The organism is Pseudomonas sp. 3HC3, from assembly GCF_044904505.1.
Classification (GTDB): domain Bacteria; phylum Pseudomonadota; class Gammaproteobacteria; order Pseudomonadales; family Pseudomonadaceae; genus Aquipseudomonas; species Aquipseudomonas putida_Y.
On the sequence record NZ_JADDRH010000002.1, the window covers coordinates 124,351 to 137,903 of the forward strand.

A 13,553-nucleotide genomic window follows, 5' to 3' on the forward strand; every position below is an offset into this window, starting at 1 on the left:
TCGAGCATGAACACTGTGCGTGAAACCATCGCCGCCATCGCCACGGCCCAGGGCCGTGGTGGTGTGGGTATTGTCAGGTTGTCCGGCCCTCTGGCTGCGAAGGCCGGCCTGTTGATCACCGGCCGCACCCTGACCCCGCGGCATGCCCATTACGGCCCATTCCGCGACGATGAGGGGCTGGTGCTGGACGAAGGGATTGCGTTGTTCTTTCCTGGGCCTAATTCGTTCACTGGCGAGGACGTGCTTGAACTGCAGGGTCACGGCGGTCCTGTGGTGCTGGACATGCTGCTGCAGCGCTGTGTACAAGTCGGCTGTCGTCTGGCCCGCCCGGGCGAATTCAGCGAGCGCGCCTTCCTCAACGACAAGCTCGACCTGGCTCAGGCCGAAGCCATCGCCGACCTGATCGAGGCGAGTTCCAGCCAGGCAGCGCGCAACGCTCTGCGCTCGCTGCAAGGGGAATTCTCCAGGCGTGTGCACAGCCTCACTGAGGCGTTGATTGCCCTGCGTATTTACGTCGAGGCGGCGATCGACTTTCCTGAGGAAGAGATCGACTTCCTTGCCGATGGCCACGTGCTGTCGATGCTTGATGCTGTGCGCAGCGAGTTATCCACTGTGCAGCGCGAGGCCGGGCAGGGCGCCTTGCTGCGTGACGGTATGACGGTAGTCATTGCCGGCCGGCCGAATGCCGGTAAATCAAGCTTGCTGAACCAGCTGGCCGGACGGGAAGCAGCCATCGTCACGGACATCGCCGGCACCACGCGGGATATCCTGCGCGAACATATCCACATCGACGGCATGCCGCTGCACGTTGTTGATACTGCTGGCTTGCGCGATACAGATGACCATGTGGAAAAGATCGGTGTGGAACGCGCCCTGAAGGCAATTGGCGAGGCAGACCGCGTTCTGCTCGTGGTCGACTCCACTGCGCCCGAGGCCAGCGACCCGTTCGCTCTGTGGCCTGAGTTTCTCGCTCAGCGGCCGGATCCGGCCAAAGTCACGCTGATTCGCAACAAGGCCGACCTGAGTGGTGAGCAGGTCGCGCTGGAACAGTGCGATGACGGCCATGTGACCATTACCCTGAGCGCCAAGGGCGACGACACAGGGCTGCAACTGCTCCGCGACCATCTGAAGGGCTGTATGGGTTACGAGCAGACTGCAGAGAGTGGCTTCAGCGCCCGTCGGCGCCATCTGGATGCCTTGCGCCAGGCCAGCGAGCACCTGGAGCACGGCCGTGCTCAATTGACCTTGGCGGGCGCAGGAGAGCTTCTGGCTGAGGACTTACGCCAGGCACAGCATGCGCTGGGGGAAATCACAGGAGCATTCAGCTCGGATGACCTGCTTGGGCGGATTTTCTCCAGTTTCTGCATCGGCAAGTAATCCACAGCCTGGCAAGGTCAAGCGCCGCTCCTTAGGGAGCGGCTTTTTTTTGCCTGAAATTCGTTGCAGAAGCTGAATGCAGGCCGATGACCCAAGCACCCATGTGGGCGGGCGGGCCCGCGAAGAAGCCCTTACAAGCACCAGATCTCTGCGGATGTCCCCATCCTTTCGCGGGCTCGACCACTTCAACCTGATCATGTCTGCCCGCCAGCGCGATGAATTTTTCATGCCCGGCTTGAAAACTGTGCTCAGGAGCCCTGTGGAAAAGTCGCCTTCAGCTCAGTTGATAAGCGGGCTTTTTTTCTGAGGAAAAAACCGCCTGTGGGTAAATAGCCATTTAATCCACAGGCTAAATGGCGTTATCCATAGCCCTCATGCCACTCCAGACACAGGGTTTAATTTCTCTCTACATAGCGGCATTCGTGGGATAGGAGGCTTTATCCACAGATATCGCTGTGCATAAGAATAAACATAAAAACAAAGCTTTTTAAATTTCTTCTCTCTGATTTCTGTTGTTTGCCACTCATCCACAGACTGGTCAAAATTTGCTCAGACGGTTTCTTTACTGGGGGTGAAGTCCCTATACTTGTCCGCTTACCTTCTCTATTCGCAAAAAACAGGCACGAGGTGCGTGGTGGATTTCCCTTCCCGTTTTGACGTGATCGTCATCGGCGGCGGCCATGCCGGTACCGAGGCTGCGCTTGCGTCTGCTCGCATGGGTGTGAAAACCCTGCTGCTGACCCATAACGTGGAAACCCTCGGTCACATGAGCTGCAACCCCGCCATCGGCGGTATTGGCAAAAGCCATCTGGTCAAAGAGATCGATGCGCTCGGCGGCGCCATGGCGCTGGCCACCGACAAGAGCGGCATCCAGTTCCGCGTTCTGAATAACCGCAAGGGCCCGGCCGTACGTGCCACCCGTGCGCAAGCCGACCGCGCCATCTACAAGGCAGTGGTACGTGAAATCCTGGAAAACCAGCCAAACCTGTGGATATTCCAGCAGTCCTGCGACGACCTGATCGTCGAGCAGGGCCAGGTCAAAGGCGTGGTGACCCAGATGGGCCTGCGTTTCTTTGCCGAATCGGTGGTGCTGACTACCGGTACCTTCCTCGGCGGCCTTATCCACATTGGTCTGCAAAACCATTCCGGTGGTCGCGCCGGTGATCCACCTTCGATTGCCCTGGCCCACCGCATGCGTGAACTGCCGCTGCGCGTCGGCCGCCTGAAAACCGGTACCCCGCCACGCATTGACGGCCGCTCGGTGGATTTCTCGGTAATGACCGAACAGCCAGGCGATACGCCGATCCCGGTGATGTCGTTCATGGGCAATGCCGAAATGCACCCGCGTCAGGTGAGTTGCTGGATTACCCACACCAATGCGCGCACCCACGAGATCATTGCCTCGAACCTCGACCGTTCACCGATGTACTCGGGCGTGATCGAAGGTGTCGGTCCGCGCTACTGTCCGTCGATCGAAGACAAGATCCACCGCTTCGCCGACAAGGAAAGCCACCAGGTGTTCATTGAGCCGGAAGGCTTGAACACCCATGAGTTGTATCCCAACGGTATTTCCACTTCGCTGCCGTTCGACGTGCAGCTGGAGCTGGTCCGTTCGATCCGCGGCATGGAAAACGCCCACATCGTGCGCCCGGGCTATGCCATCGAGTACGACTACTTCGATCCCCGTGACCTCAAGTACAGCCTCGAGACCAAAGTCATCGACGGCCTGTTCTTCGCCGGGCAGATCAATGGCACTACCGGATACGAAGAAGCCGGTGCCCAAGGTCTGCTGGCCGGGACCAACGCTGCACTGCGTGCGCAAGGTCGCGACAGCTGGTGCCCGCGCCGCGATGAAGCGTACATCGGTGTACTGGTCGACGACCTGATCACCTTGGGTACTCAGGAGCCGTACCGCATGTTCACTTCGCGCGCCGAGTACCGCTTGATCCTGCGCGAAGACAACGCCGACCTGCGCCTGACCGAAAAGGGCCGTGAACTGGGCCTGATCGACGACCAGCGCTGGGCCGCGTTCTGCGCCAAGCGCGACGGTATCGAGCGTGAGGAGCAGCGCCTGAAGTCGACCTGGGTGCGGCCGAACACCGAGCAAGGCCAAGCTATTGTGGATAAGTTTGGTACCCCGCTTAGCCACGAATACAGCCTGCTCAACCTGCTGGCGCGGCCGGAAATCGATTACGCCGGCCTGATTGAGGCGACCGGTGGTGAAGCGATCGATCAACAGGTCGCCGAGCAGGTCGAGATCCGCACCAAGTACGCGGGTTATATCGACCGCCAGCAGGATGAAATCGCCCGTCTGCGCGCCAGCGAAGACACCCGGCTGCCTGTGGATATCGACTATTCGACGATCTCCGGCCTGTCCAAGGAGATCCAGGGCAAGCTGGGCCAGACCCGTCCGGAAACCTTGGGGCAGGCTTCGCGCATCCCTGGCGTGACCCCGGCGGCGATTTCCCTGTTGTTGATACACTTGAAAAAACGCGGCGCTGGCCGCGAATTGGAGCAAAGCGCTTGAGTTCCCTGGTCACCCCGCAACACGCTGAAGAGTTGTCCACAGGTGCGTGCAAACTCGGAGTCGAGCTGAGCGCCGAGCATCACGAAAAGCTGCTCGGCTATCTGGCCCTGCTGATCAAATGGAACAAAGCGTACAACCTGACTGCCGTGCGTGACCCGGACGAGATGGTTTCACGCCATCTCCTGGATAGCCTCAGTGTCATGTCGTTTATCCACAGCGAACGTGACAGTTGGCTGGACGTCGGCAGCGGTGGAGGGATGCCGGGGATCCCGTTGGCAATTTTGCATCCGCACAAGCGGGTGACCGTGCTGGACGCCAATGGCAAGAAGACCCGTTTCCTGACACAGGTGAAAATGGAACTCAAGCTGGACAACCTCACGGTTATCCACAGCCGGGTCGAGGCCTTCCAGCCGCCACAACCGTTCGACGGAATCATCTCCCGCGCCTTCAGCAGCATGGAGAACTTCACCAATTGGACCCGCCACTTGGGCGACACCGGGACGCAATGGCTTGCAATGAAGGGGCTGCATCCTGCCGATGAACTGGTAGCATTGCCCGCAGACTTCACAGTGGAAAGCGAACAGGCCCTGACCGTTCCGGGTTGCCAGGGCCAGCGCCATCTGCTGATACTGCGCCGCAAGGCATGACTGGGAACACTCGCAACAATGGCTAAGGTATTCGCAATCGCGAACCAGAAAGGTGGTGTGGGCAAGACAACCACCTGTATCAATCTCGCCGCCTCGCTGGCTGCGACCAAGCGTCGTGTCCTGCTGATCGACCTCGATCCGCAGGGCAACGCCACCATGGGCAGCGGTGTGGACAAGCACGAGCTCGAGCACTCGGTCTACGACCTGCTGATCGGGGAGTGCGACTTGGCCCAGGCTATGCACTACTCCGAGCACGGAGGCTTCCAGTTGCTGCCGGCCAACCGTGACCTGACCGCCGCTGAGGTGGTGCTGCTGGAAATGCAGGTCAAGGAGAGCCGTCTGCGCAACGCGCTGGCGCCCATCCGCGATAACTACGACTACATCCTCATCGACTGCCCACCGTCGCTGTCGATGCTCACGCTCAATGCGCTGGTCGCTTCCGATGGCGTAATTATCCCCATGCAGTGTGAGTACTACGCGCTGGAAGGTCTCAGCGACCTTGTGGATAACATCAAGCGCATCGCCGCCCGGTTGAACCCGGAGTTGAAGATCGAGGGCCTGCTGCGGACCATGTACGATCCGCGTCTGAGCCTGAACAACGATGTTTCGGCGCAGTTGAAGGAGCACTTTGGCCCTCAGCTGTACGACACAGTCATTCCGCGCAACATTCGCTTGGCCGAGGCCCCCAGCTTCGGCATGCCAGCCCTTGCTTACGACAAGCAATCACGGGGCGCGCTGGCTTACCTGGCCCTGGCAGGGGAACTGGTACGCCGTCAACGCCGTCCATCACGCACTGCACAAACAACTTAAGGAATCCGTATGGCCGTCAAGAAACGGGGTCTCGGACGTGGGTTGGATGCACTGCTCAGTGGTCCTTCCGTCAGCGCGCTCGAGGAGCAGGCTGTGAAGATCGACCAGAAAGAACTGCAACACCTGCCGGTCGAGCTGGTCCAGCGTGGCAAGTATCAGCCTCGCCGGGACATGGACCCGGAGGCGCTGGAAGAGCTTGCGCACTCGATTCGCAACCATGGTGTGATGCAACCGATCGTGGTGCGCCCGATTGGCGACAACCGATACGAGATCATCGCCGGTGAGCGCCGTTGGCGCGCTACCCAGCAGGCCGGCCTGGACACGATCCCGGCCATGGTCCGCGAAGTGCCCGACGAAGCCGCCATCGCCATGGCATTGATCGAGAACATCCAGCGCGAAGACCTCAACCCACTGGAAGAGGCCATGGCGCTGCAGCGGCTGCAACAGGAATTCGAGCTCACCCAGCAGCAGGTGGCTGACGCTGTGGGCAAATCGCGGGTGACTGTGGCCAACCTGCTGCGCCTCATTACCTTGCCCGATGCGATCAAGACCATGCTCGCCCACGGTGATCTGGAGATGGGGCACGCCCGTGCATTGCTCGGCCTGGATGAAAATCGTCAGGAGGAGGGGGCGCGTCATGTTGTCGCACGCGGCCTCACCGTGCGCCAAACCGAGGCACTGGTCCGTCAGTGGCTCAGCGACAAGCCTGATCCGGTCGAACCGAGCAAACCTGATCCGGATATCGCACGCCTTGAACAGCGGCTCGCAGAGCGCCTGGGCTCGGCCGTCCAGATCCGTCATGGCAACAAGGGCAAAGGCCAGTTGGTTATCCGCTACAACTCGCTTGATGAGTTGCAAGGCGTGCTCGCTCACATCCGCTGAAACAATTCCTGTTGTAGCGCGAAGTCGGAAATCACTACCGAAGAGTTGAATAGGGGTTAATCCACCCCTATACTCTGCGCGCATTTTGTCGGCACAAATTATGCCAAGTCATAGCTGACTTGTTGGTCGACTTCCGAGGAGCAGTTGTGATGGAAATACGCACGCCAAACCGCCTGCCTTTCCATCGCTGGGCGGTTTTTCCGGTACTGCTGGCTCAATTTGTCGTACTGCTGCTGGCAACCTTGGTGTTGTGGCAGTGGAAAGGGTCGGTCAGTGGATATTCAGGCCTTTGCGGAGGTTTGATTGCCTGGCTGCCCAATATGTATTTCGCCTGGAAGGCTTTTCGCTTCAGCGGGGCTCGGGCGGCACAAGCTATCGTCAAGTCGTTTTACGCTGGCGAGGCAGGCAAGATGATTTTGACGGCAGTGCTTTTTGCACTGACCTTTGCAGGAGTGAAGCCACTGGCGCCGCTAGCAGTATTCGGCGTCTTCGTGTTGACCCTTTTGGTCAGCTGGTTCGCGCCCCTGCTGATGAATAAAAGACTTTCGAGACCTTAGGGCGTTTGAGGCAACCATGGCAGCAGAAACCGCTTCGGGCTATATCCAGCACCACTTGCAGAACCTGACCTACGGTCAACTACCAGACGGCAGCTGGGGCTTCGCCCATTCGGCTGCAGAAGCCAAGGCAATGGGCTTCTGGGCGTTCCACCTGGACACCCTGGGTTGGTCCGTCGCACTGGGTCTGATCTTCCTGTTGATCTTCCGCATGGCGGCCAAGAAGGCGACTTCCGGCCAACCTGGCGGTCTGCAGAACTTCGTTGAAGTGATGGTCGACTTCGTCAACGGCAGCGTGAAGGACTCCTTCCACGGCCGTAGCCCGGTAATCGCACCGCTGGCGCTGACCATTTTCGTCTGGGTATTCCTGATGAACGCCGTCGACCTGGTACCGGTCGACTGGATTCCTCAGCTGGCCATCCTGATTTCCGGTGACCCGCACATTCCGTTCCGCGCCGTGTCGACCACCGACCCGAACGCGACCCTGGCAATGGCCTTCTGCGTCTTCGCCCTGATCATCTTCTACAGCATCAAGGTCAAGGGCCTGGGCGGCTTCATCGGTGAGCTGACCCTGCACCCGTTTGGCAGCAAGAATATCTTCGTGCAGATCCTGCTGATTCCTGTCAACTTCCTGCTGGAATTCGTCACCCTGATCGCCAAGCCGATCTCGTTGGCACTGCGTCTGTTCGGCAACATGTATGCTGGCGAGCTGGTGTTCATCCTGATCGCTGTAATGTTCGGCTCCGGCCTGCTGTGGCTCAGCGGCCTGGGTGTGGTGCTGCAATGGGCGTGGGCTGTGTTCCACATCCTGATCATCACTCTGCAAGCTTTCATCTTCATGATGCTGACCATCGTCTACCTGTCGATGGCTCACGAAGATAACCATTAAGACCGCCTGGCGTGTCTGATAGCCTTCCCTGCCTGTACGGGGGGAGGGCTTAAAAAGTCCGCAAGGGCATGCTGTACCAAACGATTTGTTTTACCGCTTCAAACTAAAAACCTAACCAATACGACGTAAAAGTCGGGAGGAAAGATGGAAACTGTAGTTGGTCTGACCGCTATCGCTGTTGCTCTGCTGATCGGCCTGGGTGCTCTGGGTACCGCCATTGGTTTCGGCCTGCTGGGTGGCAAATTCCTGGAAGGCGCTGCTCGTCAGCCAGAAATGGTTCCGATGCTGCAGGTCAAAATGTTCATCGTTGCCGGTCTGCTCGACGCCGTAACCATGATCGGTGTTGGTATCGCTCTGTTCTTCACCTTCGCGAATCCGTTCGTTGGTCAGATCGCCGGCTAATCACTCGTCACCACGAGTTGATGGCTGTATGAATTAAGACCGAGCGAGGTGTTGGCGTGAACATTAATGCAACCCTGATTGGCCAATCCGTTGCTTTCCTGATTTTTGTACTCTTCTGCATGAAGTATGTATGGCCACCGGTCATCACTGCCCTGCAAGAGCGCCAAAAGAAGATTGCCGACGGCTTGGACGCTGCCAACCGCGCAGCTCGCGACCTGGAGCTGGCCCAAGAGAAAGCGGGTCAGCAACTGCGTGAAGCTAAAGCACAGGCAGCCGAAATCATCGAGCAAAGCAAGAAACGCGCTGCTCAGCTTGTCGACGAAGCCCGTGAACAGGCCCGCGTCGAAGCTGACCGTGTGAAGGCTCAGGCTCTGGCCGAGATCGAACAGGAACTGAACAGCGCTAAAGACGCCCTGCGTGCCCAAGTGGGTGCTCTGGCCGTTGGTGGTGCTGAAAAGATCCTTGGCGCCACAATCGATCAAAACGCGCATGCGGAGCTGGTTAACAAACTGGCCGCTGAAATTTAAGCGAGGGCGATCATGGCAGAACTGACCACGTTGGCCCGACCTTACGCTAAGGCTGCCTTTGAGCATGCCCAGGCCCATCAGCAACTGGCCAATTGGTCAGCCATGCTCGGCCTGGCTGCTGCGGTGTCGCAAGACGACACCATGCAGCGCCTGCTCAAGGCCCCGCGACTGACGAGCGCAGAAAAGGCCGCCACGTTCATTGACGTGTGCGGTGACAAGTTCAATGCACAGGCACAGAATTTCATTCATGTTGCCGCGGAAAACGACCGTCTCCTGCTTCTGCCGGAGATTGCCGCCCTGTTCGACCTGTACAAGGCCGAGCAAGAGAAATCCGTGGACGTGGAAGTCACCAGTGCCTTCGCGTTGAACCAAGAACAGCAAGACAAACTCGCCAAGGTTCTCAGTGCACGGTTAGGCCAGGAAGTGCGCCTGCACGCGTCGGAGGATGCCAGCCTGATTGGCGGCGTCGTCATCCGCGCCGGTGACCTGGTAATCGATGGCTCTGTTCGCGGCAAAATCGCGAAACTGGCCGAAGCATTGAAATCTTGAGTTTGAAGGGGCAGCAGAGCAATGCAGCAACTCAATCCTTCCGAAATTAGTGAAATCATCAAGGGCCGCATCGATAACCTCGATGTGAGCTCCCAAGCCCGTAACGAAGGTACCGTTGTTTCGGTATCCGACGGTATCGTGCGGATCCACGGTCTGGCCGACGTCATGTACGGCGAAATGATCGAGTTCCCTGGCGGCGTCTACGGCATGGCCCTGAACCTGGAGCAAGACTCCGTAGGTGCAGTGATCCTGGGTGCATACGACACCCTCGCCGAAGGCATGAGCGCCAAGTGCACCGGCCGCATCCTGGAAGTTCCGGTTGGTAAGGAACTGCTGGGTCGCGTCGTCGACGCACTGGGCAACCCTATCGATGGCAAAGGTCCTCTGGGCAACACCGAGACCGACGCAGTCGAGAAAGTTGCTCCAGGCGTGATCTGGCGTAAGTCGGTAGACCAGCCTGTACAGACTGGTTACAAATCCGTCGACGCCATGATCCCTGTCGGCCGTGGCCAGCGTGAGCTGATCATTGGCGACCGTCAGATCGGCAAGACCGCCATGGCCATCGACGCCATCATCAACCAGAAAGACTCCGGTATTTTCTGTGTTTATGTTGCTGTCGGTCAGAAGCGTTCCACCGTTGCCAACATCGTTCGCAAGCTGGAAGAAAACGGCGCCCTGGCCAACACCATCGTGGTTGTTGCCAGTGCTTCGGAATCCGCCGCACTGCAATTCCTGGCGCCATACGCCGGTTGCACCATGGGCGAGTTCTTCCGCGACCGCGGTGAAGACGCACTGATCGTTTACGATGACCTGTCCAAGCAGGCCGTTGCCTACCGTCAGATCTCCCTGCTGCTGCGCCGTCCACCAGGACGCGAAGCATACCCAGGCGACGTGTTCTATCTCCACTCCCGTCTGCTGGAGCGTGCATCGCGCGTTTCGGAAGAGTACGTCGAGAAGTTCACCAACGGTGCTGTCACTGGCAAAACTGGTTCCCTGACCGCTCTGCCGATCATCGAAACCCAGGCTGGCGACGTTTCTGCGTTCGTTCCGACCAACGTGATTTCCATCACCGACGGTCAGATCTTCCTGGAATCGGCCATGTTCAACTCGGGCATCCGCCCTGCAGTTAACGCCGGTGTTTCGGTATCCCGCGTAGGTGGTGCCGCTCAGACCAAGATCATCAAGAAGCTGTCCGGTGGTATTCGTACCGCTCTGGCTCAGTACCGTGAACTGGCTGCATTCGCCCAGTTCGCGTCCGATCTGGACGAAGCGACCCGCAAGCAGCTGGAGCATGGTCAGCGCGTTACCGAGCTGATGAAGCAGAAGCAGTACGCGCCGATGTCCATCGCGGACATGGCTCTGTCGCTGTACGCCGCTGAGCGTGGCTTCCTGACCGACGTAGAGGTCTCCAAGATCGGCAGCTTCGAGCAAGCACTGATCGCCTTCTTCAACCGTGATCACGCTGAACTGATGGCGAAGATCAACGTGAAGGGTGACTTCAACGACGAAATCGACGCAGGCCTGAAAGCCGGTATCGAGAAGTTCAAGGCCACCCAGACCTGGTAAGCCGCAGCGGGGGCTCAGGCCCCCGCTTGCTAACCTGATAGGTGATACATGGCAGGCGCAAAAGAGATTCGCAGTAAGATTGCGAGCATCAAAAGCACGCAAAAAATTACCAGCGCCATGGAGAAAGTGGCGGTCAGCAAGATGCGCAAGGCACAAATGCGCATGGCTGCTAGCCGTCCTTACGCGGAACGTATCCGCCAGGTGATCGGTCATCTGGCCAACGCCAACCCGGAATACCGCCACCCGTTCATGATCGAGCGCCCTGTAAAGCGCGCCGGTTATATCGTGGTGAGCAGTGACCGTGGTCTGTGCGGTGGCTTGAACACCAACCTGTTCAAGGCCCTGGTCAAGGACATGAGCGCAAACCGCGAACAGGGCGTTGAAATCGACCTGTGCGTGATCGGCAGCAAGGGTGCGACTTTCTTCCGCATCTTTGGCGGCAACGTCGTAGCAGCGATCAGCCATTTGGGCGAAGAGCCATCGATCAACGATCTGATCGGCTCCGTCAAAGTGATGCTGGACGCCTACCTGGACGGCCGTATCGATCGCCTCTCGGTGGTTTCGAACAAGTTCATCAATACCATGACCCAGAAGCCGACGGTCGAGCAATTGGTACCGTTGGTGGCAACCCCGGATCAGGATCTCAAGCATCACTGGGACTACCTGTACGAACCCGACGCAAAAGAGCTGCTGGACGGCTTGATGGTGCGCTACGTGGAGTCGCAGGTATACCAGGCGGTGGTCGAGAACAACGCTGCTGAACAAGCGGCCCGGATGATCGCCATGAAGAACGCCACAGACAACGCCGGTGATTTGATCAAAGAGCTTCAGTTGATCTACAACAAGGCGCGTCAGGCTGCGATCACCCAGGAGATCTCGGAAATCGTCGGCGGCGCTGCCGCGGTTTAACGGTTCACATATTCAGAGGATCCAGCTATGAGTAGCGGACGTATCGTTCAAATCATCGGCGCCGTCATCGACGTGGAATTCCCACGTGACGTCGTGCCGAGTGTATACAACGCGCTTAAAGTACAAGGCGCGGAAACCACCCTGGAAGTTCAGCAGCAGCTGGGCGACGGCGTGGTTCGTACCATTGCGATGGGCTCGACCGAAGGCCTGAAGCGCGGTCTGGATGTCGTCGACACCGGCGCTGCCATTTCCGTTCCAGTTGGTAAGGCCACCTTGGGCCGTATCATGGACGTACTGGGCAACCCGATCGACGAAGCCGGCCCGATCGGCGAAGAAGAGCGTCGCGGTATCCACCAGCCAGCGCCTTCGTTCGCTGACCAGGCGGGCGGCAACGACCTGCTGGAAACCGGCATCAAGGTTATCGACCTGGTTTGCCCGTTCGCCAAGGGTGGTAAGGTTGGTCTGTTCGGTGGTGCCGGTGTCGGCAAGACCGTAAACATGATGGAACTGATCCGTAACATCGCCATGGAACACAGCGGTTACTCCGTGTTCGCTGGTGTGGGTGAGCGTACTCGTGAGGGTAACGACTTCTACCACGAGATGAAGGACTCCAACGTTCTCGACAAGGTAGCGCTGGTCTACGGTCAGATGAACGAGCCACCAGGAAACCGTCTGCGTGTAGCGCTGACCGGCCTGACCATGGCCGAGAAGTTCCGTGACGAAGGTAACGACGTTCTGCTGTTCGTCGACAACATCTATCGTTACACCCTGGCCGGTACCGAAGTATCCGCACTGCTGGGCCGTATGCCTTCGGCAGTAGGTTACCAGCCGACCCTGGCTGAAGAGATGGGCGTTCTGCAAGAGCGCATCACCTCCACCAAGGAAGGTTCGATCACCTCGGTACAGGCCGTATATGTACCTGCGGACGACTTGACCGACCCGTCGCCAGCGACCACCTTCGCCCACTTGGACGCCACCGTCGTTCTGTCCCGTGACATCGCCTCCCTGGGTATCTACCCAGCGGTCGACCCACTGGACTCGACTTCGCGCCAGCTGGATCCGAACGTGATCGGCAACGAGCACTACGAGACCGCTCGTGGTGTTCAGTATGTTCTGCAGCGCTACAAAGAGCTGAAGGACATCATTGCGATCCTGGGTATGGACGAACTGTCCGAAGCCGACAAGCAACTGGTAGCCCGCGCTCGTAAGATCCAGCGCTTCCTGTCGCAGCCGTTCTTCGTGGCAGAAGTCTTCACCGGTTCGCCAGGCAAGTACGTTTCCCTGAAAGACACCATCGCTGGCTTCAGCGGCATCCTCAAAGGTGACTACGACCACCTGCCAGAACAAGCGTTCTACATGGTCGGCAGCATCGACGAAGCGATCGAGAAAGCCAAGAAACTGTAATTCCTGCGCCCCGCAAGGGGCGCTATCAGGTTGAGGCAAGCAGATGGCTATGACAGTCCATTGCGATATCGTCAGCGCGGAAGGAGAGATCTTCTCCGGCCTGGTCGAGATGGTGGTTGCGCACGGTAACCTGGGTGATCTTGGTATCGCTCCAGGCCATGCGCCACTGATCACCAATCTCAAGCCTGGTCCGATCACGCTGACCAAGCAGGGTGGCGCACAAGAGGTGTTCTACATCTCTGGTGGTTTCCTCGAGGTTCAGCCGAACATGGTCAAGGTGCTTGCCGATACCGTGCAACGTGCTGCAGACCTGGATGAAGCTCAGGCTCAGGAGGCCCTCAAGGCTGCCGAGAACGCCCTGAATCTGAAAGGCGCGGACTTCGACTACGGCGCCGCCGCCGCACGTCTGGCCGAGGCCGCAGCTCAGCTGCGTACCGTCCAGCAAATGCGCAGAGGCAAGTAATCGGCTACGGCTGATAACTTCTGTTGCGATTGAGTAAAAGGGTAGCC

At 58.6% G+C, this 13,553-nt stretch carries 14 protein-coding genes; all 14 read left to right on the forward strand.

Features of this window, described 5'->3' with window-relative positions:
- Positions 1–6 precede the first annotated feature (6 nt).
- The 14 genes from mnmE (at position 7) to INQ47_RS05285 (ending at position 13,506) form a co-directional block, all read left to right on the forward strand.
- Positions 7–1,377: a tRNA uridine-5-carboxymethylaminomethyl(34) synthesis GTPase MnmE gene (gene mnmE, locus INQ47_RS05220; RefSeq protein ID WP_252461717.1), complete on the forward strand. Its 1,371-nt coding sequence runs from the start codon at positions 7–9 to the stop codon at positions 1,375–1,377.
- A 634-nt stretch (positions 1,378–2,011) separates the two neighbouring features.
- Positions 2,012–3,904, forward strand: coding sequence for a tRNA uridine-5-carboxymethylaminomethyl(34) synthesis enzyme MnmG (gene mnmG / locus INQ47_RS05225; protein ID WP_404701280.1), 1,893 nt, complete (start codon positions 2,012–2,014; stop codon positions 3,902–3,904).
- The gene (gene rsmG, locus INQ47_RS05230) at positions 3,901–4,551 is read left to right on the forward strand and encodes a 16S rRNA (guanine(527)-N(7))-methyltransferase RsmG (RefSeq protein WP_252461715.1); all 651 of its coding nucleotides are present in this window, start codon (positions 3,901–3,903) and stop codon (positions 4,549–4,551) included. The genes mnmG and rsmG overlap by 4 nt, the downstream gene beginning before the upstream one ends.
- Positions 4,552–4,569: 18 nt before the next feature.
- A complete protein-coding gene (locus INQ47_RS05235; RefSeq protein WP_003253182.1) occupies positions 4,570–5,361 on the forward strand; it encodes a ParA family protein in 792 nt (263 codons plus the stop codon).
- A 9-nt stretch (positions 5,362–5,370) separates the two neighbouring features.
- Positions 5,371–6,243 (forward strand): ParB/RepB/Spo0J family partition protein, encoded by an 873-nt coding sequence (locus INQ47_RS05240; protein WP_003253185.1) that lies wholly within the window; start codon positions 5,371–5,373, stop codon positions 6,241–6,243.
- A gap of 149 nt (positions 6,244–6,392) precedes the next feature.
- Positions 6,393–6,800, forward strand: coding sequence for a F0F1 ATP synthase subunit I (locus INQ47_RS05245; RefSeq protein WP_252461714.1), 408 nt, complete (start codon positions 6,393–6,395; stop codon positions 6,798–6,800).
- A gap of 16 nt (positions 6,801–6,816) precedes the next feature.
- Positions 6,817–7,686 carry a F0F1 ATP synthase subunit A gene (gene atpB, locus INQ47_RS05250; RefSeq protein WP_003253188.1) on the forward strand — a complete coding sequence of 290 codons (870 nt, stop codon included), beginning with the start codon at positions 6,817–6,819 and terminating at the stop codon, positions 7,684–7,686.
- 144 nt (positions 7,687–7,830) lie between these two features.
- Positions 7,831–8,088, forward strand: a complete 258-nt coding sequence (gene atpE, locus INQ47_RS05255; protein ID WP_003097235.1) for a F0F1 ATP synthase subunit C — start codon at positions 7,831–7,833, stop codon at positions 8,086–8,088.
- Between the two features lie 56 nt (positions 8,089–8,144).
- On the forward strand, positions 8,145–8,615 hold the full coding sequence (locus tag INQ47_RS05260; RefSeq protein WP_010955888.1) for a F0F1 ATP synthase subunit B: 471 nt from the start codon (positions 8,145–8,147) through the stop codon (positions 8,613–8,615).
- Positions 8,616–8,627: 12 nt separating this feature from the next.
- Positions 8,628–9,164 carry a F0F1 ATP synthase subunit delta gene (locus tag INQ47_RS05265; RefSeq protein WP_003253191.1) on the forward strand — a complete coding sequence of 179 codons (537 nt, stop codon included), beginning with the start codon at positions 8,628–8,630 and terminating at the stop codon, positions 9,162–9,164.
- 21 nt (positions 9,165–9,185) lie between these two features.
- A complete protein-coding gene (atpA, locus tag INQ47_RS05270; RefSeq protein WP_021785310.1) occupies positions 9,186–10,730 on the forward strand; it encodes a F0F1 ATP synthase subunit alpha in 1,545 nt (514 codons plus the stop codon).
- Positions 10,731–10,778: 48 nt separating this feature from the next.
- Positions 10,779–11,639 (forward strand): F0F1 ATP synthase subunit gamma, encoded by an 861-nt coding sequence (gene atpG, locus INQ47_RS05275; protein ID WP_003253195.1) that lies wholly within the window; start codon positions 10,779–10,781, stop codon positions 11,637–11,639.
- 27 nt (positions 11,640–11,666) lie between these two features.
- Positions 11,667–13,043: a F0F1 ATP synthase subunit beta gene (gene atpD / locus INQ47_RS05280; RefSeq protein WP_003253197.1), complete on the forward strand. Its 1,377-nt coding sequence runs from the start codon at positions 11,667–11,669 to the stop codon at positions 13,041–13,043.
- Between the two features lie 43 nt (positions 13,044–13,086).
- Positions 13,087–13,506, forward strand: a complete 420-nt coding sequence (locus INQ47_RS05285; RefSeq protein WP_003260039.1) for a F0F1 ATP synthase subunit epsilon — start codon at positions 13,087–13,089, stop codon at positions 13,504–13,506.
- Positions 13,507–13,553: the final 47 nt, after the last annotated feature.

What these genes read in the sequence shown, in the direction of transcription:
- mnmE (WP_252461717.1), top strand. Translation starts at nt 7, where the DNA reads ATGAACACTGTGCGTGAAACCATCGCCGCCATCGCCACGGCCCAGGGC.
- INQ47_RS05235 (WP_003253182.1), top strand. Translation starts at nt 4,570, where the DNA reads ATGGCTAAGGTATTCGCAATCGCGAACCAGAAAGGTGGTGTGGGCAAG.
- INQ47_RS05240 (WP_003253185.1), top strand. Translation starts at nt 5,371, where the DNA reads ATGGCCGTCAAGAAACGGGGTCTCGGACGTGGGTTGGATGCACTGCTC.
- INQ47_RS05245 (WP_252461714.1), top strand. Translation starts at nt 6,393, where the DNA reads ATGGAAATACGCACGCCAAACCGCCTGCCTTTCCATCGCTGGGCGGTT.
- atpB (WP_003253188.1), top strand. Translation starts at nt 6,817, where the DNA reads ATGGCAGCAGAAACCGCTTCGGGCTATATCCAGCACCACTTGCAGAAC.
- atpE (WP_003097235.1), top strand. Translation starts at nt 7,831, where the DNA reads ATGGAAACTGTAGTTGGTCTGACCGCTATCGCTGTTGCTCTGCTGATC.
- INQ47_RS05265 (WP_003253191.1), top strand. Translation starts at nt 8,628, where the DNA reads ATGGCAGAACTGACCACGTTGGCCCGACCTTACGCTAAGGCTGCCTTT.
- atpA (WP_021785310.1), top strand. Translation starts at nt 9,186, where the DNA reads ATGCAGCAACTCAATCCTTCCGAAATTAGTGAAATCATCAAGGGCCGC.
- atpG (WP_003253195.1), top strand. Translation starts at nt 10,779, where the DNA reads ATGGCAGGCGCAAAAGAGATTCGCAGTAAGATTGCGAGCATCAAAAGC.
- atpD (WP_003253197.1), top strand. Translation starts at nt 11,667, where the DNA reads ATGAGTAGCGGACGTATCGTTCAAATCATCGGCGCCGTCATCGACGTG.
- INQ47_RS05285 (WP_003260039.1), top strand. Translation starts at nt 13,087, where the DNA reads ATGGCTATGACAGTCCATTGCGATATCGTCAGCGCGGAAGGAGAGATC.